We start from the raw sequence: 18,573 nt of genomic DNA, 5'->3' as shown, positions 1-18,573 counted from the left end.
GAATAGACTTAACGAAGCTGCGCTTCTGAGTTCCTAACTGTTTTCCACACCAGCAACAAGAATCTTGGCGCCGCTCTTGTTAATGATGCTCTGAGTAAACGCCTCAAGATGAAGGCATTCCAATTCCACGGTAAGGCAGACACTTTCTCCATACTCAGCGTCCACTTCCGCGGCTTCAAACTGGCTCATGATCGACTGCGCCAGAGCAACCAATCCGTAGTCTAGCGTCAGGTGCAGTTTTGTGGTGATTTTTTTCTCAATAGTTTGAAGCAACTTGAGCGCTTGCTGCACACCGCCGCCATAGGCTTTCACTAAGCCGCCGGTTCCGAGTCGAATCCCGCCATAGTAACGCGTCACCACCGCAGTCATCTCTCCCACGCCCGACCCGGACAGCTGAGCCAGAATCGGCTTTCCCGCAGTACCGGATGGCTCACCATCATCACTGAACCCCCACAGCATAGAATCCTGTGGCCTGCCAGCGACAAATGCCCAGCAGTTGTGACGCGCATCGGCATGACGCGACTTGATCTCATCGACAAACGCTTTCGCTGCGTCAATTCCTGGCGTATGAGCTAAATAGGTAATAAAGAGGCTCTTTTTGATCTCTTCTTCAAAGCGAACCGGAGCTGCAGGAATGTGGTAAGGCTGAACGTTCATTTTTCTCGCCGATGATGAAAAGGTCGCCAAGTGTAACACGAGGATTTGAAAAATGACTCAGGATTGGCATGGCGCACAATGTTAAACAGTTGTTTAAAAAATGTATTGAAATTAATCAATCTCAGGTTCACACTAAATCGACTGGTCTAACCAGAATTTTAAATACAATAAAAACTCTCACACACAATCGTGGATTGTATGTCACGGAGATAGACAATGATTTACCAAGCCAAAACCCTACAGGTAAAGGAATTACATGATGGCATTGTGGAGCTGAGTTTCTGCTCTCCAGAATCCGTCAATAAGCTTGACCTAGCAACACTGACGTCCCTGGACGAAGCGCTGGATGCGCTAAAGGCACATGCCGGACTGAAAGGCTTAGTCCTGACATCGGATAAAGAGGCATTCATCGTTGGTGCAGACATCACCGAATTTCTCGGCTTATTTGCTAAGCCGGAAGCAGAGCTCGATGAATGGCTGATCTTTGCCAACCGCATCTTTAACAAACTGGAAGATCTTCCGGTTCCGACGCTGTCAGCTCTGAAAGGATTCACATTGGGTGGAGGATGTGAGTGTGTACTCGCTACCGACTTCCGCATTGGTGATAAAACCACCAGTATCGGTTTACCTGAAACCAAACTGGGTATCATGCCAGGGTTTGGCGGCACGGTACGTTTACCTCGTGTGATTGGCGCAGACAGCGCAATGGAAATCATCACGCAAGGTAAAGCCTGCCGCGCAGAAGAAGCATTAAAAATCGGTTTGCTGGATGCTCTGGTCGACAGCGACAAACTGCTGGAATCTGCTCTGGCGACATTAACGCAAGCCATCAATGAAAAGGTCGACTGGCAAACACGTCGTCAGCAAAAAACATCGCCTCTGACGCTGAGCAAACTGGAAGCCATGATGAGCTTTACCATGGCCAAAGGCATGGTCGCGCAATTGGCTGGTCCGCATTACCCGGCGCCAATGACGTCTGTCGTGACGATTGAAGAAGCCGCTCGCTGCGCGCGCGATGAAGCACTGGCGATTGAACGCAAACATTTCATCAAGCTGGCGAAATCTCAGGAAGCACAAGCGCTGGTCGGTATTTTCCTCAACGATCAGTACATCAAAGGCCTGGCGAAAAAATCCGCGAAAGCGGCCAGCAAAGCCACAGAGCGTGCAGCGGTACTGGGTGCCGGCATCATGGGTGGCGGCATTGCTTACCAGTCTGCCAGTAAAGGCGTACCGGTACTGATGAAAGATATCGCGCAGAAATCACTGGATTTAGGCATGACTGAAGCATCCAAGCTGCTGAATAAACAGCTGGAACGCGGCAAAATTGATGGTTTTAAAATGGCCGGAGTTTTGGCTTCCATCACGCCAAGCCTGCATTACGCAGGTATCGAACAAGCCGACGTTATCGTCGAAGCGGTGGTAGAGAATCCAAAAGTTAAAGCTGCGGTATTGAGCGAAGTGGAACAAAATGTTTCTGCTGAGACCATCATTACGTCCAACACCTCAACCATTCCGATTAACTTGCTGGCCAAATCGCTGCAGCGCCCGGAAAACTTCTGTGGCATGCACTTCTTCAACCCGGTACATCGCATGCCGCTGGTTGAAATCATTCGTGGCGAGCATACCTCTGAAGACACCATCAACCGCGTTGTGGCTTACGCCGCCAAGATGGGTAAATCGCCGATTGTGGTCAATGACTGTCCGGGATTCTTCGTCAACCGCGTCCTGTTCCCCTACTTTGGCGGCTTTAGCCTGCTGATGCGTGACGGTGCGGACTTCACTCAGGTTGATAAAGTAATGGAACGTCAGTTCGGCTGGCCAATGGGCCCGGCGTACCTGTTGGATGTGGTCGGTATCGATACCGCGCATCACGCGCAGGAAGTGATGGCGCAAGGCTTCCCGCAACGTATGGGTAAACAAGGCCGTGACGCGATTGATGCCCTGTATGAAGCGAACAAATATGGTCAGAAGAATGGTTCAGGCTTCTATCAGTACACGATTGATAAGAAAGGCAAACCGAAAAAAGCGTTCTCAAGCGATATTCTGCCAGTGCTGGAAACCGTGTGTGGTGCGAAAGCGGAGTTTGACGCACAAACCATTATCGCTCGTATGATGATTCCGATGATCAACGAAGTCGCCCTGTGTCTGGAAGAAGGCATTATCGCGACACCACAAGAAGCTGATATGGCGCTGGTCTACGGCCTAGGTTTCCCTCCTTTCCGCGGCGGCGTGTTCCGTTACCTCGACAGTATTGGCCTGGCTAATTATGTCGCGATGGCGAAAAAGTATGAACATCTGGGCGCCATGTACCAAGTACCACAACTGCTGATCGACAAAGCAGAGAAAGGCGAAAGCTTTTACCAGTCGCAGCAAGCTGGCTCGCTATAACCCCGTTTGGAAAAGGAATGACAAAATGAATAATGTAGTGATTGTTGATTGCCTTCGTACCCCGATGGGTCGCTCCAAAGGCGGGGCGTTTCGCCACCAGCGTGCGGAAGATTTGTCGGCGCATCTGATGAAAGGCCTGCTGTCGCGTAACCCTCAGGTTAACCCGCACGAAATCGAAGACATCTATTGGGGCTGTGTACAGCAAACGTTAGAGCAAGGCTTCAATATCGCCCGTAACGCCGCGCTGCTGGCGGGTCTGCCAATTGAAATCGGTGCCGTAACCGTCAACCGTTTGTGTGGTTCATCCATGCAGGCGCTGCATGACGCTACGCGTGCGATCATGGTGGGTGATGCGGAAATGTGTATCGTCGGCGGTGTTGAACACATGGGTCACGTACCGATGACGCACGGCGTAGATTTCCACCCGGGCATGTCGAAAAACGTCGCCAAAGCCGCTGGTATGATGGGTTTGACAGCCGAAATGCTGGGTAAACTGCACGGCATCAGCCGCGAACAACAAGATGCCTTTGCCGCCCGCTCTCATCAACGTGCGCAGGCAGCAACACTGGAAGGTCGTTTTAAAAACGAAATCCTGCCAACTGAAGGCCATGCGCCAGACGGCACTCTGTTCACGCTCGATTACGATGAAGTGATTCGTCCGGAAACCACCGTGGAAGGCCTGTCTGAACTGCGCCCGGTGTTTGACCCGGCAAATGGCACCGTGACTGCGGGCACCTCGTCAGCTCTGTCGGATGGTGCATCTGCGATGCTGGTGATGAGTGAAGCCAAAGCCAACGCACTGGGCCTGACCATTCGAGCACGCGTGAAATCAATGGCCATTGCAGGCTGCGATCCCTCCATCATGGGCTACGGTCCGGTTCCAGCGACGAAAAAAGCGCTGCAACGCGCCGGTCTGAGCATCGATGATATGGATGTGGTGGAGCTCAATGAAGCGTTTGCGGCTCAGTCGCTGCCCTGTGCCAAAGATCTGGGTTTGCTGGATAAGATGGATGACAAGGTCAATCTCAACGGCGGCGCGATTGCACTCGGTCACCCGTTAGGCTGTTCCGGAACACGTATCTCCACCACGCTGATTAACCTGATGGAAGCCAAGAATGCCAAATACGGCTTAGCTACCATGTGTATCGGTTTAGGCCAAGGGATTGCCACCATCTTTGAACGCCCATAAGCGGCAACTGAAAAGCCAGCATCTGCTGGCTTTTTTATTTCCTGTGATTCTGGCTCAATACGCCTGCAACCAATCTTTATGTAACTGCTCACTGGTGCCGAGATAGTTCACCATCCACTCAATCAATTTGTGATTGTCGTCTTTACGCCACACCAAACAGCACTGGCTGAGCGGCTTTTCGTCCGGCAACATTTTCTCCACTAACTGACCACTGGCCAATAACGGCTGCGCCATATGACGAGGCATATACCCCACGCCCACACCATTTTTCAGGCACTCGATAGCGCTATACCAGTTGGGCAGCAGCAGACGTCGCTGCTGCGGATAGTGCCCGGTATGCCTTTTTGGCAATACACTGGAAGTGTCATCAAGACAGATCGCCGGAAACTGACTGACAAACGCTTCAGTAAGCACTTGCTCACGTACACACGGATGGGCCGGCGACATCACAAACGCCCAATCAAGAATCCCCATATCCCGCACTTCAAAATCGCCCCCGACAGGCACCGCAGAGGTCGCCCCAATCACAATATCCGCCCGCCCCTGAGAGATGGCTTCCCAAGAGCCATTAAACACTTCCATGTTGATTTGCAACTCGGCAAATTCAAACGTGCGGTAGAAATCTTCCACCAGCGGCTTCATGCGATCCAATTTGACCACATTGTCCAACGTGACTTTGAGGGTTTTCTGCCAGCCATGCGCGGCACGGCGGGTCTGCGCTTTCAGCTCTTCCATCTGGCGTAATAACGACCTTGCCTCTTGCATAAACAGTTCACCTGCGGGAGTCAGCTCCACTTTTCGTGGCAGACGGCGAAACAGCACCACCCCGAGTTCCACTTCCACCTGACGCACACCATAGCTGATCGCCGAGGGGACTTTATGCAGCACATCCGCAGCGGCGGTGAAACTGCCCAAACGAGCTACGGTGTCGAGCATTTCCAGTGAGGATTTGGAAAACATGATTTTTACCCATCAAATTTTTTGAACGATAACTAACAAATTTCGCGTTTCAATTCATCTTAAACCAAAAATAGAATGAGGGCGCTCAGAAATCCTGGTTGGCGCCAAGAGATACAGGGTCAAATTGAATTAATTTTTTTGATGGGAAGAACAATGAACGTATCACCCTTACAGCTGTTTTATTTAGCAGCGCTCTCTATGCTCGGCTTCATCGCCACCGATATGTATCTGCCGGCGTTTAAAATCATGGAACAGGACTTTGCCACCGGGCCAGAACAAATCGCACTGTCACTGACCGTGTTTCTGGTTGGAATGGCGTCGGGTCAGTTATTGTGGGGTCTGGCATCGGATAAATTTGGTCATCGTAATACATTGATCACTGGTCTGGTGGTGTTTACTCTTGCCTCTGCTGGCCTAGCGTTCTGCGATCAAGTGTGGCAATTGCTCTCTTTGCGTTTCGTGCAAGCGATTGGGGTTTGTGCACCCGCAGTGATTTGGCAAGCCATGGTGATCAAACGTTACCCAAGCCAGACCAGCCAACAGATCTTTGCCACCATTATGCCACTGGTCGCGCTTTCTCCGGCCCTAGCCCCCCAATTAGGCGTGTTGCTGGCGGACCAGTTTGGCTGGCACAGCATCTTTCTGGCACTGACGGTCATGGGAATTGCACTGGTGATCAGCACTGGCGTACAGAAAAATGCCGTTAGTGAACCGAAAACGACGTCGATCACTCAGGACATCAAACATCTGCTGAGCAGTAAATCTTACCTTGGCAACGTACTGATGTTTGCAACCGCATCTGCCGCGTTCTTCGCTTACCTGACTGGCATGCCAGAAATCATGGCTCAACTGGGCTATGAAGCAAAAGACATTGGCCTGAGCTTCATTCCGCAAACCATCGCGTTTATGATCGGTGGTTACATGGGCAAATGGTGTGTGCGTAAGTTCGGCGATGAAGCGGTGCTGAAACAACTGATCGCTCTGTTCACGCTATCAACAGTACTGATCTTCATCGCATCACAATGGACATTGACGTCGATCTGGCCGATTCTGGCGCCGTTCTGCCTGATTGCTGTGGCTAACGGTGCGCTATACCCAATTGTTGTCAACCGCGCGCTGTCCAGCGCTAAAGACAGCCCGGCTACCGCAGCAGGTTTACAGAACAGTCTGCAAATCTGTGCTGCAAGTGTAGCCAGTGCGCTGGTAGCGGCCTTTGCCAGCCAGGCTCAAATGGTCACGGGGATTGCGATTGTGGTCTGTATGCTCGGCTTATGGGTGGGCTACATCATTGCCAATCGTCAGCTGAACCAGCATTTCACTACGCCGGACAATGCTCGTGTAGTTCAGGATAAATAAACCATAAGCGCCTCAACTGAGGCGCTTTTTATTACAGACTTTTCAGCCCCCACTTCTCTGCGGTTTGACGGAAAAAACCTTGCGTTTTTTTCAGTTCCACCCAGTGATTCACGTAGTTAATCCATACCTGATCGTCCTGAGGTAACAGCATCGCAATCGGGGTTGGGCGACGCGCCTCTTTCACTGGAACGATCGCCAACTGATTGAATTTTTCTACCAGCGTTGCCGCCTCGACATTGGACGTCACCGACACATCGGCACGTTTGGCCAACAGTTCCTGATAATCACGTGCCGGCGCTTCAATCACGATGTGCTGAGCATTGGGGAAAAACTCTTTAACCATTTTTTCCTGCACCGTGCCGAGCGTCGCGGCCACTTTTATCTCGGCGTTATCAAAATCACTCCAATCCTGATAGCGGCTGAGTTCACTTTTTTGCACCACTGGCACAAACGCCAGATAGAAATAGGGCTGGCTATAACCCGCTACTTTTGCCCGCGACATATTGAGTGACGCACTGCCGGTGATGTCATATTTGTTGGCGGTAATACCATTGACCAGGGTTTTCCAATCGGTCGCGACGTACTCCACTTTAACGCCGAGATCTTTGGCCAACTCAGCCGTCACATCAATATCAAAACCACGGTAACTGTTGGTCGCCGGATCTTTCATCGTCATCGGATTCCAGTCCCCCGTCGTCCCAACGCGTAACACGCCAGTGTTCAAGACGTCCTGAAGACGGCTCTGCGCATACACCTGACCCACTGACAACAAACATAACCCCAGCACTGCTATTATTTTTTTCATCGTTTTTTCCTTAAAAACTGTTCACTGAATGTACTGCATCATTGTTAACATAGCAGTATCAAAGGACTTTTTTTAGTCAGACTACGGAGGAGTGTGATGCTGCGATACAGTGCCTGGCTATTGCCGCTGCTGTTAACCGGGTGCAACCAGTACCAGTGGGGCTGGTACGTTCTGGATCCATCGACAGAGCAAGGCATGCGTAACCTCAAATTCCTCGTCGCGGGCTTTGGTGACACCTTGAGTATTTCTCTTCTGAGCATGGTGTTGGCAATGTTGATAGGGCTGGTGATTGCTCTGCCAGCACTGTCGCGTTATCGCTCGCTGCGCCGTGCCAATCGGGTGTACGTTGAAGTCGTGCGCGCCATTCCCGTCTTGGTACTGCTGTTGTGGGTCTACTACGGATTACCCGCGCTGTTTGACGTGTCACTTAATCATTTTACCGCGGGGGTTATCGCGCTCAGCCTGGCGGAAAGCGCATTCATGGCTGAGGTGTTTCGAGGTGGGATTCAAGCCATCGCCCGCGGCCAACATGAAGCAGCAGAAGCCTTGGGGCTGAATTATTGGCAAAAAATGCGTCTGGTAATCCTGCCTCAGGCACTGAGACAAATCCTGCCGCCGCTGGGCAACCAGTTTATCTATATTCTGAAAATGTCATCGCTGGTCAGCGTCATTGGTCTGAGCGATCTGACCCGCCGCGCCAATGAACTGGTGGTCACAGAGTACTTGCCGCTGGAAATCTACACTTTTCTGGTACTGGAGTATCTGGTGTTGATTTTGTTGGTGTCACAAGGGGTGCGAAGTCTGGAGAAAAAGCTGACCCTGCCGCAATAAAAAAGCCTGCTATTAGCAGGCTCTCTAGGTCTATTTCTTTTTAACCGGACGCTGCCAGCCAGAGATTTTCTTCTCTTTAGCGCGAGTAATGACTAACTCACCTTCCGCAACATCGCGCGTCAGAGTAGTACCCGCACCGATGGTAGCCCCGTTTGCAATCGTCACAGGAGCCACCAGCTGGCTGTCAGAACCGACAAAAACGTCGTCGCCAATCACGGTTTTATGTTTGTTGGCACCATCGTAGTTACAGGTGATCGCACCTGCACCGATGTTGACGCGTTGGCCAATTTCCGCATCACCAAGATAGGCCAGATGGTTGGCCTTTGAGCCCTGACCCAAACGCGCATTTTTCACTTCAACAAAGTTGCCGACATGTGCATCGTTTTGGAGCTCAGCGCCTGGACGCAGGCGCGTAAACGGCCCTACCGTACAATCTTCACCGACGGTCGCGCCTTCAATCACACTGTACGGGCGGATCACAGTATTGTCGTCAATTTCACAATCTTTCAGAATTGAACCGGCACCGATCACTACATTGTTGCCGATCGAAACGGAACCTTCGATGATCACGTTCACGTCGATTTCAACGTCCGTACCGCACTGCAGCTCACCACGCAGATCAAAACGCGCCGGATCGCGCAGCATCACACCTTGCTCCAGCAGCTTGTTCGCCTGACGCGCTTGGAAAGCACGCTCAAGACGCGCCAGTTGAATGCGGTCGTTGACGCCTTCCACTTCAATCGAGCTGACCGGATGCACGGCTTCTACAGCGCGACCTTCATCGTGCGCTGCCGCAATCACGTCCGTCAGGTAGTACTCGCCTTGAGCGTTGTTGTTATTCAGCCCTGCCAACCAGCGCTTCAAATCGCCCCCCGTTGCGACCATCACACCCGTATTGATCTCTTTAATCAGTTTCTGCTCTTCTGTGGCATCTTTTTGTTCTACGATCGCCACCACAGGGCCATTTTTACGTACGATGCGGCCGTAACCCATTGGGTTATCGAGCACCACGGTCAACAGTGCAATGCCGCCCGTAGGTTGAGCGTCCAGCAAGCTATCGATGGTTTCTTCTGAAATCAGCGGGACATCGCCGTACAACACCAGAATTTTCTCATCATCCTGAAACTGAGCAGACGCTTGATCCACTGCGTGTCCAGTACCCAACTGCTCCGCCTGCAATACCCAATTGACGCTCTCTTCAGCCAATGCGTGTTGCATTTGATCGCCGCCGTGGCCAAAGACTAAATGGATATTTTGTGCCCCTAAACTGTTACAGGTGTCGATAACATGCTTCACCATTGGTTTGCCCGCAAGGGTATGAAGCACTTTGGGCATATTAGAATGCATACGGGTGCCTTTGCCCGCGGCAAGAATTACTGCGCTAAATTTCATTGGATACCTAACTTACCTGACGTTAAACCTAATACTGCCCGCATTTTAGCGGCTTAATGAAGGGGTGTTAAATGAATGGCGTAAATTTCTATTAAAAATTAAGCAAAAAGGCGACCTTTCGGTCGCCTTTTGGTCTCAACGTAGTTAATTGGCTTAACGACGTTTCTTCGTCAACTCGATCACTCGAAGCTGAGCAATGGCTTTAGCCAGTTCACTGGCCGCTTGCGCGAAGTCCATATCGCCATGCTGATTCTGAATGTGTTCTTCAGCGCGACGTTTGGCTTCTGCTGCCTTCGCTGCGTCTAGATCTTCACCACGGATTGCCGTGTCAGCCAGCACAGTCGCTGTGCCAGGCTGAACTTCAATAATACCACCAGAAACATAAATGATTTCTTCGTGGCCGTGCTGTTTCACAATACGCACCATACCAGGCTTAATAGCGGTCAGCAGCGGTGTGTGGCCGTGGAAAATACCCAGCTCACCTTCGCTACCGGTCACCTGGAACGTTTCAACGAGGCCCGAGAAGATTTTCTTCTCAGCACTCACTACATCCAGATGAAAGGTTATTGCTGCCATATCGCCTCCTAGTTAGCCTTATAGCTTCTTCGCATTCTCAAGAGCATCGTCGATTGCACCGCAGTACATGAACGCTTGCTCTGGAACATCGTCGTAGTCACCAGCTAACAGGCCTTTAAAGCCACGTAGAGTTTCTTTTAGTGGTACGTAGATACCTGGGTCGCCCGTGAAGACTTCCGCTACGTGGTAAGGCTGAGTTAGGAAACGCTCAATCTTACGCGCACGAGCTACCACTTGCTTATCGGTTTCAGACAGTTCGTCCATACCCAGAATCGCAATGATGTCTTTCAGCTCTTTGTAGCGTTGCAGAGTCTGTTGAACGCCACGCGCAATGTCGTAGTGCTCTTGACCAACAACCAATGGATCTAGCTGACGAGAAGTCGAATCCAGTGGGTCGATCGCTGGGTACAGACCCATTGCTGCGATGTTACGGTTAAGTACAACCGTTGCATCCAAGTGAGCAAACGTGGTTGCTGGTGACGGGTCGGTCAAGTCATCCGCAGGTACGTATACCGCCTGTACAGACGTGATAGAACCTTTCTTAGTTGACGTGATACGTTCCTGAAGTACACCCATCTCTTCAGCCAGTGTTGGCTGGTAACCTACCGCAGATGGCATACGACCCAGAAGTGCCGATACCTCTGTACCCGCAAGGGTATAACGGTAGATGTTATCGATGAACAGCAGTACGTCACGACCTTCATCACGGAAACGCTCAGCCATAGTCAGACCAGTCAGAGCTACACGCAGACGGTTGCCTGGTGGCTCGTTCATCTGGCCGTAAACCATCGCTACTTTTGATTCTTCAGGTTTCTCGATGTTTACAACACCCGCTTCCTGCATCTCGTGGTAGAAGTCGTTACCCTCACGAGTACGCTCACCAACACCAGCAAATACAGACAGACCTGAGTGTTGCAGTGCGATGTTGTTGATAAGTTCCATCATGTTAACGGTCTTACCTACACCTGCACCACCGAACAGACCGATTTTACCACCCTTAGCGAATGGACAAATCAGGTCGATTACCTTAACACCAGTTTCCAGCAGCTCAGTTGCGTTAGACTGCTCTTCGTAGCTTGGTGCTGCACGGTGAATCGAGTAAAGCTCTTCAGCACCGATTTCACCACGTTCATCAATCGCATCGCCAAGTACGTTCATGATACGACCTAGCGTTTTAGTACCTACTGGCACTGAAATTGGAGCGCCAGTGTTTTCAACTGTCATTCCACGACGTAAACCATCCGAGCTACCCATTACGATTGCGCGTACAACGCCACCGCCAAGCTGTTGCTGAACTTCAAGAACCAGACGTTCTTTTGCTTCAACAACTTTCAGAGCATCGTAAACACCTGGTACTGCGCTCTGTGGGAACTCTACGTCGACTACCGCACCGATGATCTGTACGATCTTACCTGTAGCCATCGTTAATCCTCTAAACTGTTTGTTTTACCTAAGCTTAAACCGCTGCTGCGCCGCTCACGATTTCTGACAGTTCTTGTGTGATCGCAGCCTGACGGGCTTTGTTGTACACAAGTTCTAAGTCATCAATCAGATTTGAGGCGTTATCCGTTGCAGCCTTCATCGCAACCATTCGAGCCGCTTGCTCACAAGCAAGGTTCTCAACCACACCCTGGTAAACCTGAGACTCTACGTAGCGCAGCAATAGCGCATCCAGTAGAGGTTTTGGTTCAGGTTCATAGATGTAGTCCCATGAATGCTCACGCTGCATCTCTTCGCTGTCCGATTTAGGCAAAGGTAGCAATTGATCGATCTTTGGTTGTTGTACCATGGTGTTCACGAATTCGTTGAACACTACGTACAGACGATCCAACTCGCCGTTATCATATTTCTTCAGCATCACGCCAACAGAACCGATCAAGTCTTCCAGTGATGGGCTATCGCCCAGACCAGATACCTGAGCCGCTACTTTAGCGCCGCTGTTGTTGAAGAATGCCGTTGCTTTTGAACCAATAATGGCCAAATCAATTTCAGCACCCTTCTCTTTCCACGCTTGCATGTCTGTAACAGCTTTCTTGAACAGGTTAATGTTCAAACCACCACACAAGCCACGGTCGGTAGAAATAATGATGTAACCAACACGTTTCGCTTCACGCTCTTCTAGATACGGATGACGATACTCTAGATTCGCGTTGGCGACATGACCGATCACTTTACGCATAGTTGCCGCGTATGGACGAGAAGCTTCCATGGCGTCTTGAGAACGACGCATTTTTGAAGCTGCTACCATTTCCATCGCTTTCGTAATTTTCTGAGTGCTTTTCACACTACCGATTTTATTACGTATCTCTTTTGCGCCGGCCATCGTTACTCTCCATTAGTTGGTGGCAAAACTTGCCACCGACCTATTACCAAGTTTGGGTTGCTTTGAAATCGTCAACCAGCTTCTTCAGCTGAGCTTCGATGTCATCGTTGTAAGCACCCGTCTTGTCGATCTGCGCTGCTAGTTCAGCGTGTTGACCGCGAGCGTACGATAGTAGAGCCGCCTCGAAATCCAGAACTTTGCTCAGTTCTACATCTGCAAGGTAACCGCGCTCTGCTGCGAAGATAGTCAGAGCCTGATCAAAAACAGACATTGGAGCGTACTGCTTCTGTTTCATCAGTTCTGTTACTTTCTGACCGTGCTCAAGCTGACGTTTAGTCGCATCATCCAGATCCGAAGAGAACTGCGCGAATGCTGCCAGTTCACGGTACGCTGCAAGTGCAGTACGGATACCGCCTGACAGCTTCTTGATGATTTTCGTCTGAGCTGAACCACCTACACGAGAAACTGAGATACCTGGGTCAACTGCTGGGCGAACACCCGCGTTGAACAGTTCAGTTTGTAGGAAGATCTGACCATCGGTAATCGAGATTACGTTAGTCGGTACGAATGCGGATACGTCACCAGCTTGGGTTTCGATGATAGGCAGAGCAGTCAGAGAACCGGTCTTACCTTTCACTTCACCGTTAGTGAAACGTTCTACGTAGTCAGCGCTTACACGAGCAGCACGCTCAAGTAGACGTGAGTGGAGGTAGAAAACGTCACCAGGGAAAGCTTCGCGACCTGGCGGACGACGTAGCAGTAGAGAGATCTGACGATAAGCAACAGCTTGCTTAGAAAGATCATCGTAAACAATCAGTGCATCTTCACCGCGATCACGGAAGTATTCACCCATTGCACAACCTGCGTAAGGCGCAAGGTATTGCAGAGCTGCAGACTCAGAAGCTGACGCTACCACGACGATAGTGTTCTTCAGAGCGCCATGCTCTTCAAGTTTACGTACTACGTTCGCAATAGTAGAAGCTTTCTGACCAATCGCTACGTAAATTGAGTAAATACCTGAATCTTTTTGGTTAATGATCGCATCGATCGCCATCGCTGTTTTACCAGTCTGACGGTCACCGATAATCAGCTCACGCTGACCACGGCCGATTGGAATCATCGAGTCCACTGATTTGTAACCAGTTTGAACAGGCTGATCAACTGATTGACGGTCGATTACGCCTGGTGCAATCACTTCTACAGGAGAAGTCAGAGTTGCATTGAGTGGACCTTTACCGTCAATTGGTTCGCCCAGTGTGTTCACTACGCGGCCAAGCAGTTCAGGACCAACTGGCACTTCAAGAATACGACCAGTACCAGTTACTTTTTCGCCTTCCTTAAGGTCAGCATATGGGCCCATTACAACCGCACCAACCGAGTCACGCTCAAGGTTAAGTGCTAGTGCAAAACGGCCACCCGGTAATTCAATCATTTCACCCTGCATCACGTCCGCTAGGCCGTGAATACGGATAATACCATCGCTTACCGATACGATAGTACCTTCATTACGAGCTTCACTAACAACGTTGAAAGACTCAATACGCTGTTTAATTAGATCGCTAATTTCCGTGGAATTAAGTTGCATGCTCCAATCCCCATTAAGACTGCAAGGCATCGCTCAGGCGGTTCAAACGACCACGCGCTGAGTTATCGATGACTAGGTCTCCGGCTCGAATTACTACCCCACCAAGTAGGGTCTCATCTACACTGCAATTCAGCTGAACTTTGCGTTCCAGACGCTGCTCAAGTTTGCTGCTGATGTCTGCCAGTTGCTGCTCTGAAAGTTCAGTTGCTGAAATAACTTCAACATCGACTTTCTTCTCATGCTCTTGTTTCAGGGCATGGAATTGAGCACAAACATCCGGAAGGGCCTGTAAGCGGCCATTCTCAGCCATTACCTTCAGCAGGTTCTGACCATGTGCATCAAACTGATCGCCACAAATTGCGACAAAGATTTCTGCCAATTTCTCAGCAGACGTCGAACTGGTTAACAGTTCTTTAATCTGGTCGTTCATTGCGACTTCGGCAGCGAAAACAAGCATCTGGCTCCATTGATCCAGTTGTTGTTTTTCCACCGCAAATTCAAATGCTGCTTTAGCATAGGGGCGTGCAATTGTAGTCATATTAGACATTCGGCGCCCCCAGACTTAAAGTTTTGCAGTAATGTTGTCGAGAATATCTTTGTGCGCATCTTTATCGATAGTACGCTCAAGGATCTTCTCAGCACCAGCAATAGCCAGAGTTGCAACTTGTTTGCGCAGCTCATCGCGGGCACGGTTACGCTCAGACTCAATTTCAGCATCAGCTTGAGCAAGGATTTTCTGGCGTTCTGCCTGAGCTTCCTCGCGCGCTTCATCCAAAATTTGCGCTTTACGTTTGTTCGCAGCCTCAATGACCTCAGTTGCTGTGCGCTTCGCTTCTTTTAATGAATCAGAAGCGTTGGCTTGTGCTAGGTCCAAATCTTTCTTTGCACGCTCAGCAGCTTGCAAACCGTCAGCAATTTTCTTCTGACGCTCTTCAATCGCTTTAATGATTGGCGGCCATACATACTTCATGCAGAACCACACAAACAGTGCGAATGATATTGCTTGACCTAGCAGAGTTGCGTTCATATTCACAACAGCTACCCCTCTATATGGACTAAGTGTTAATCAAAGACAAACCACCAAACGGGGTTTGTCGCTGGCAAAACGTGATTAACCTAGTTGACCAACAAATGGGTTCGCGAATGTGAATAGCAGTGCGATTACGATACCGATCATTGGAACCGCATCCAGCAGACCTGCGATGATGAACATCTTAACTTGTAGCATAGGAGCCATTTCTGGTTGACGAGCAGCGCCTTCCAGGAATTTACCACCTAGAAGTGCGAAACCAATCGCAGTACCAAGAGAAGCAAGACCGACGATGATACCTACGGCGATTGCAGAAAAGCTCAGTAAAGTTTCCATTACTATCTCCAATTATAGTTGTTGGCTTAATGTGCCCAAATAAAAGCTAATTTATTAATGATCACTGTCTTCGTGTGCCATTGACAGATAAACGATTGTCAACATCATGAACACGAAAGACTGAATCAGGATTACCAGAATATGGAAAATAGCCCACGGTAGTGAACCCATCCATTGTAGCCACCATGGTAGCATTGCTGCGATTAGAATGAATACAACCTCACCCGCGAACATGTTACCGAATAGACGCATACCTAGAGACAGCGGTTTTGCTAGTAGCGAGACCACTTCAATAAGTAGGTTAAACGGAATCATCACTGGGTGGTTAAACGGATGTAGTGCTAATTCTTTCGCAAACCCACCTAGACCTTTCACTTTGATGCTGTAGTAAATCATCAGAGCGAACACGCCTAGAGCCATAGCCATGGTGATGTTCACATCAGCAGACGGAACCACTTTTAAGTAAGGGATACCGAGCCAATGCTGTGCTGGATACGGCAAGAAATCAATTGGCACTAAGTCCATGATGTTCATTAGCAATACCCAACAAAAGATAGTCAGTGCCAGCGGTGCTATTAGTGGATTGCGTCCATGGAAGGTGTCTTTGACGTTGGTATCGACAAATTCAACCACTATTTCAACAAAACACTGTAGCTTGCCTGGTACACCCGCTGTTGCCTTCTTCGCCACTGAACGGAACACCCAAAGGAAGATCAGTCCGGTAAACAAAGAAAAAAACAGGCTATCGATATGTACGTTCCAGAAACTTGTTTCCTCCGCAACCAGACCTAACTTGTAAAGAGATAGGTTGGAAAGGTGGTGTTCAATGTATCCGGACGATGTTAGCGCTTCACCTGGCGCAGCCATAACTCATCCTATTTTTTTGTTGTTAATGAATAGCACTGGCGCACAGATATTAATACCTAGTGCCAGCAAATAGGTTAGTTTTAGGGGAACAAGTTCCACCTGCATATACATGTAGGCGACAGAGAACAGAGCGACAGTGATGAGAATTTTAAGTGCTTCGCCTGTGTAGAAAGAGGCCGTGATTCGCTTTGCAGCGCGAGCTCCACTATACATAAAAGCACACAGCGCAAAAACTGCATTGGCAAAGACAAAAATGCCTCCACCAACTAGCGCTGAAAATCCCCATTCAGCATTTACGGCAATCGCCATCCCTGCTGCCACAACTATAACCGCGCCAAACTGGATCATTAACAATTGCTTTGCAAGCGCTCGTCCTGGCCTAGCTAACGCAGCTACCATGTATTCGTACCTCTAGTAATATCCAACACACCACTCAAAAACGGGGCTGGAAATTGGCGAAAATTATACGGTGACGGCAACTGATTGCAATTACAACGCCGCAAAAAGTTACAATTTTGTTTACACACCGACATATTTCGCTAAAGAAAACTTATTTTTCACAATTGATTTAAATCAATTATCTCACTTAGCCCTGCAGCTTGGCAATTAGTTGCTCCAATTTGTGAGGCTCATCAAGACTTATTGTGACTTTTGACTTTCCGCTTTTCGAGCGGACGATTGAAACTTTTGCCCCAAGTTTTTCACTCAGATTTTGTGACATTTGTTGTATTTCTACGTCTTCTGGCACATTTTTTACATCAGAGGTCTCTGAGAGGCATTTTTTCACTAATTGCTCTGTCTGACGTACGGTCAATTGCTTCTTGGCCACGCGCGCAGCCACTTCAATTTGTTGCTCGCCTTCCAACATCAGCAAAGCGCGGGCATGACCCATTTCCAACTGACGGGTTTCCACCAAACGCTTGACGCTGTCATCCAGCTGATTCAAGCGCAGCAGGTTACTTACCGTTGCACGCGATTTACCAATCACATCGGCGACTTGCTGATGCGTTAGCTTAAATTCGTCTTGTAACCGCTCCAACGCTTGCGCTTCTTCGATCACATTGAGATCTTCGCGTTGAATGTTTTCGATCAACGCCATCGCGATCGCCGCGCGATCTTCTACGCGTTTGATCAGACACGGGACTTGCTTCAGGCCAGCCTGACGAGCGGCACGCCAGCGACGTTCACCAGCAATAATTTCGTAGCCACCAAACTCCAGCGGACGCACCACAATCGGCTGAATGATGCCTTGTGACTGAATCGAAGCCGCGAGCTCTTCCAGCGCTTCTGGAGACATATCTTTACGGGGTTGGTAAATGCCCGGCTTGAGGTTGGTGATCGCAAGATCGGTCAACTCGCCGTCACTGGACATAGCCTGACTTTGAGAAGCCACATGTTGTTTTTCACGAGCCAGAGAGCTGGTGGACAGCAGTGCATCCAGCCCTTTTCCTAAACCACGTTTAGACATGCAAACGAATCCTTTAGTTGGTGTTATGCGGGTACTTCTTCACGACGCAACATTTCGCCAGCTAAAGCAAGATACGCTTTGGCCCCTGCGGAGTACTTGTCGTAATACATGGCTGGTTTGCCATGACTTGGCGCCTCAGCGAGGCGAACATTGCGAGGAATAACTGTGCGGTACACTTTGCTACCAAAGTGTTTTTTCAATTGATCAGAAACTTCGTTAGCGAGTCGGTTACGCGGATCGTACATGGTACGAAGCAGACCTTCGATCTTCAGATTGTCGTTCACCACTGCGGCTAACTTGCTGATGGTGTCCATTAACGCAGTTAAACCTTCCAAGGCAAAATACTCACATTGCATCGGCACTAAAACCGAATCGGCCGCCGCCATCGCATTGATTGTAAGGAGGTTTAAAGAAGGAGGACAATCGATAAAGATGAAATCATAGTTATCGCGAACTGGCGCGAGGGCGTTTTTGAGGCGGACTTCGCGGGCAAACACTTCCATAAGTTTGATTTCTGCCGCGGTGACATCACCGTTGGCGGCAATCAGGTCATAATGGCCTGTGGTTTTACGGCACACCACTTCTTCAAATGGTGCTTCTTCCACCAACAACTCATACGCGGTGGCATCCACCTGATACTTATCGACGCCGCTGGCCATGGTTGCATTGCCTTGCGGGTCCAGGTCGATCACCAGAACTTTGCGTTTAGTGGCTGCCATGGAGGCCGCCAGATTAATACAAGTCGTTGTTTTTCCTACGCCACCTTTCTGGTTGGCGATCGCTACGATTTTGCCCACGGTAATGCCTCGC

19 protein-coding genes are annotated in these 18,573 nt (G+C 49.7%); 4 read left to right on the top strand and 15 right to left on the bottom strand.

Annotated elements, in window-relative coordinates; all coding sequences use genetic code 11:
* Positions 1–33: 33 nt before the first annotated feature.
* Entirely contained in the window at positions 34–657 is a 624-nt protein-coding gene (locus tag DYA43_RS14185) for a YigZ family protein (RefSeq protein ID WP_061057060.1), read from the bottom strand.
* A 216-nt stretch (positions 658–873) separates the two neighbouring features.
* Between DYA43_RS14185 and fadB the strand changes: the two genes are divergently transcribed.
* Both fadB and fadA read left to right on the top strand, forming a co-directional pair.
* Positions 874–3,045 (top strand): fatty acid oxidation complex subunit alpha FadB, encoded by a 2,172-nt coding sequence (gene fadB / locus DYA43_RS14180; RefSeq protein ID WP_061057059.1) that lies wholly within the window; start codon positions 874–876, stop codon positions 3,043–3,045.
* Between the two features lie 25 nt (positions 3,046–3,070).
* Positions 3,071–4,234, top strand: coding sequence for an acetyl-CoA C-acyltransferase FadA (gene fadA / locus DYA43_RS14175; RefSeq protein ID WP_024374754.1), 1,164 nt, complete (start codon positions 3,071–3,073; stop codon positions 4,232–4,234).
* Positions 4,235–4,288: 54 nt separating this feature from the next.
* Here the strand turns inward: fadA and punR are convergent, their stop codons facing one another.
* A complete protein-coding gene (gene punR, locus DYA43_RS14170) occupies positions 4,289–5,194 on the bottom strand; it encodes a DNA-binding transcriptional activator PunR (protein WP_024374755.1) in 906 nt (301 codons plus the stop codon).
* Positions 5,195–5,347: 153 nt separating this feature from the next.
* Between punR and punC the strand changes: the two genes are divergently transcribed.
* Positions 5,348–6,550 (top strand): purine nucleoside transporter PunC, encoded by a 1,203-nt coding sequence (gene punC / locus DYA43_RS14165; protein ID WP_061057058.1) that lies wholly within the window; start codon positions 5,348–5,350, stop codon positions 6,548–6,550.
* 31 nt (positions 6,551–6,581) lie between these two features.
* Here punC and DYA43_RS14160 read toward each other — a convergent pair whose 3' ends face one another.
* On the bottom strand, positions 6,582–7,355 hold the full coding sequence (locus DYA43_RS14160; RefSeq protein ID WP_024373974.1) for a transporter substrate-binding domain-containing protein: 774 nt from the start codon (positions 7,353–7,355) through the stop codon (positions 6,582–6,584).
* A gap of 96 nt (positions 7,356–7,451) precedes the next feature.
* Here DYA43_RS14160 and DYA43_RS14155 point away from each other — a divergent pair, with 96 nt between their 5' ends.
* Positions 7,452–8,186 (top strand): amino acid ABC transporter permease, encoded by a 735-nt coding sequence (locus tag DYA43_RS14155; RefSeq protein ID WP_061057057.1) that lies wholly within the window; start codon positions 7,452–7,454, stop codon positions 8,184–8,186.
* A 30-nt stretch (positions 8,187–8,216) separates the two neighbouring features.
* Here the strand turns inward: DYA43_RS14155 and glmU are convergent, their stop codons facing one another.
* The 12 genes from glmU to DYA43_RS14095 form a co-directional block, all read right to left on the bottom strand.
* Positions 8,217–9,578 (bottom strand): bifunctional UDP-N-acetylglucosamine diphosphorylase/glucosamine-1-phosphate N-acetyltransferase GlmU, encoded by a 1,362-nt coding sequence (gene glmU, locus DYA43_RS14150; RefSeq protein ID WP_061057056.1) that lies wholly within the window; start codon positions 9,576–9,578, stop codon positions 8,217–8,219.
* A 153-nt stretch (positions 9,579–9,731) separates the two neighbouring features.
* Positions 9,732–10,154, bottom strand: a complete 423-nt coding sequence (locus DYA43_RS14145) for a F0F1 ATP synthase subunit epsilon (RefSeq protein WP_024373977.1) — start codon at positions 10,152–10,154, stop codon at positions 9,732–9,734.
* An 18-nt stretch (positions 10,155–10,172) separates the two neighbouring features.
* Entirely contained in the window at positions 10,173–11,576 is a 1,404-nt protein-coding gene (gene atpD, locus DYA43_RS14140) for a F0F1 ATP synthase subunit beta (RefSeq protein ID WP_020430348.1), read from the bottom strand.
* A gap of 34 nt (positions 11,577–11,610) precedes the next feature.
* Positions 11,611–12,477, bottom strand: coding sequence for a F0F1 ATP synthase subunit gamma (gene atpG / locus DYA43_RS14135; RefSeq protein ID WP_020430349.1), 867 nt, complete (start codon positions 12,475–12,477; stop codon positions 11,611–11,613).
* A gap of 43 nt (positions 12,478–12,520) precedes the next feature.
* Complete coding sequence (gene atpA, locus DYA43_RS14130; RefSeq protein ID WP_020430350.1) at positions 12,521–14,062, bottom strand: F0F1 ATP synthase subunit alpha; 1,542 nt, start codon at positions 14,060–14,062, stop codon at positions 12,521–12,523.
* Between the two features lie 13 nt (positions 14,063–14,075).
* A complete protein-coding gene (atpH, locus tag DYA43_RS14125) occupies positions 14,076–14,609 on the bottom strand; it encodes a F0F1 ATP synthase subunit delta (RefSeq protein ID WP_020430351.1) in 534 nt (177 codons plus the stop codon).
* 15 nt (positions 14,610–14,624) lie between these two features.
* Complete coding sequence (atpF, locus tag DYA43_RS14120; RefSeq protein WP_024373978.1) at positions 14,625–15,095, bottom strand: F0F1 ATP synthase subunit B; 471 nt, start codon at positions 15,093–15,095, stop codon at positions 14,625–14,627.
* A gap of 78 nt (positions 15,096–15,173) precedes the next feature.
* Positions 15,174–15,428: a F0F1 ATP synthase subunit C gene (gene atpE / locus DYA43_RS14115; protein ID WP_002540812.1), complete on the bottom strand. Its 255-nt coding sequence runs from the start codon at positions 15,426–15,428 to the stop codon at positions 15,174–15,176.
* 54 nt (positions 15,429–15,482) lie between these two features.
* On the bottom strand, positions 15,483–16,295 hold the full coding sequence (atpB, locus tag DYA43_RS14110; protein WP_020430363.1) for a F0F1 ATP synthase subunit A: 813 nt from the start codon (positions 16,293–16,295) through the stop codon (positions 15,483–15,485).
* 3 nt (positions 16,296–16,298) lie between these two features.
* Positions 16,299–16,694, bottom strand: coding sequence for a F0F1 ATP synthase subunit I (locus tag DYA43_RS14105; protein ID WP_024373979.1), 396 nt, complete (start codon positions 16,692–16,694; stop codon positions 16,299–16,301).
* A gap of 187 nt (positions 16,695–16,881) precedes the next feature.
* Positions 16,882–17,763, bottom strand: coding sequence for a ParB/RepB/Spo0J family partition protein (locus DYA43_RS14100; RefSeq protein ID WP_032082195.1), 882 nt, complete (start codon positions 17,761–17,763; stop codon positions 16,882–16,884).
* Between the two features lie 23 nt (positions 17,764–17,786).
* Complete coding sequence (locus DYA43_RS14095) at positions 17,787–18,560, bottom strand: ParA family protein (RefSeq protein WP_020430367.1); 774 nt, start codon at positions 18,558–18,560, stop codon at positions 17,787–17,789.
* Positions 18,561–18,573: the final 13 nt, after the last annotated feature.

The sequence above is a fragment of the Vibrio fluvialis genome (genome assembly GCF_900460245.1).
Lineage (GTDB): Bacteria > Pseudomonadota > Gammaproteobacteria > Enterobacterales > Vibrionaceae > Vibrio > Vibrio fluvialis.
The sequence above is the reverse complement of the archived record's forward strand: the minus strand, read 5'-3'. Positions and strand labels throughout refer to the sequence as shown.

Coding starts and splice junctions, on each gene's coding strand:
- DYA43_RS14185 (WP_061057060.1), bottom strand. CDS start 657: ATGAACGTTCAGCCTTACCACATTCCTGCAGCTCCGGTTCGCTTTGAA.
- glmU (WP_061057056.1), bottom strand. CDS start 9,578: ATGAAATTTAGCGCAGTAATTCTTGCCGCGGGCAAAGGCACCCGTATG.
- DYA43_RS14155 (WP_061057057.1), top strand. CDS start 7,452: ATGCTGCGATACAGTGCCTGGCTATTGCCGCTGCTGTTAACCGGGTGC.
- atpA (WP_020430350.1), bottom strand. CDS start 14,062: ATGCAACTTAATTCCACGGAAATTAGCGATCTAATTAAACAGCGTATT.
- atpG (WP_020430349.1), bottom strand. CDS start 12,477: ATGGCCGGCGCAAAAGAGATACGTAATAAAATCGGTAGTGTGAAAAGC.
- punC (WP_061057058.1), top strand. CDS start 5,348: ATGAACGTATCACCCTTACAGCTGTTTTATTTAGCAGCGCTCTCTATG.
- atpB (WP_020430363.1), bottom strand. CDS start 16,295: ATGGCTGCGCCAGGTGAAGCGCTAACATCGTCCGGATACATTGAACAC.
- atpE (WP_002540812.1), bottom strand. CDS start 15,428: ATGGAAACTTTACTGAGCTTTTCTGCAATCGCCGTAGGTATCATCGTC.
- punR (WP_024374755.1), bottom strand. CDS start 5,194: ATGTTTTCCAAATCCTCACTGGAAATGCTCGACACCGTAGCTCGTTTG.
- fadA (WP_024374754.1), top strand. CDS start 3,071: ATGAATAATGTAGTGATTGTTGATTGCCTTCGTACCCCGATGGGTCGC.
- atpH (WP_020430351.1), bottom strand. CDS start 14,609: ATGTCTAATATGACTACAATTGCACGCCCCTATGCTAAAGCAGCATTT.
- DYA43_RS14145 (WP_024373977.1), bottom strand. CDS start 10,154: ATGGCAGCAATAACCTTTCATCTGGATGTAGTGAGTGCTGAGAAGAAA.
- atpD (WP_020430348.1), bottom strand. CDS start 11,576: ATGGCTACAGGTAAGATCGTACAGATCATCGGTGCGGTAGTCGACGTA.
- DYA43_RS14105 (WP_024373979.1), bottom strand. CDS start 16,694: ATGGTAGCTGCGTTAGCTAGGCCAGGACGAGCGCTTGCAAAGCAATTG.
- DYA43_RS14160 (WP_024373974.1), bottom strand. CDS start 7,355: ATGAAAAAAATAATAGCAGTGCTGGGGTTATGTTTGTTGTCAGTGGGT.
- DYA43_RS14100 (WP_032082195.1), bottom strand. CDS start 17,763: ATGTCTAAACGTGGTTTAGGAAAAGGGCTGGATGCACTGCTGTCCACC.
- fadB (WP_061057059.1), top strand. CDS start 874: ATGATTTACCAAGCCAAAACCCTACAGGTAAAGGAATTACATGATGGC.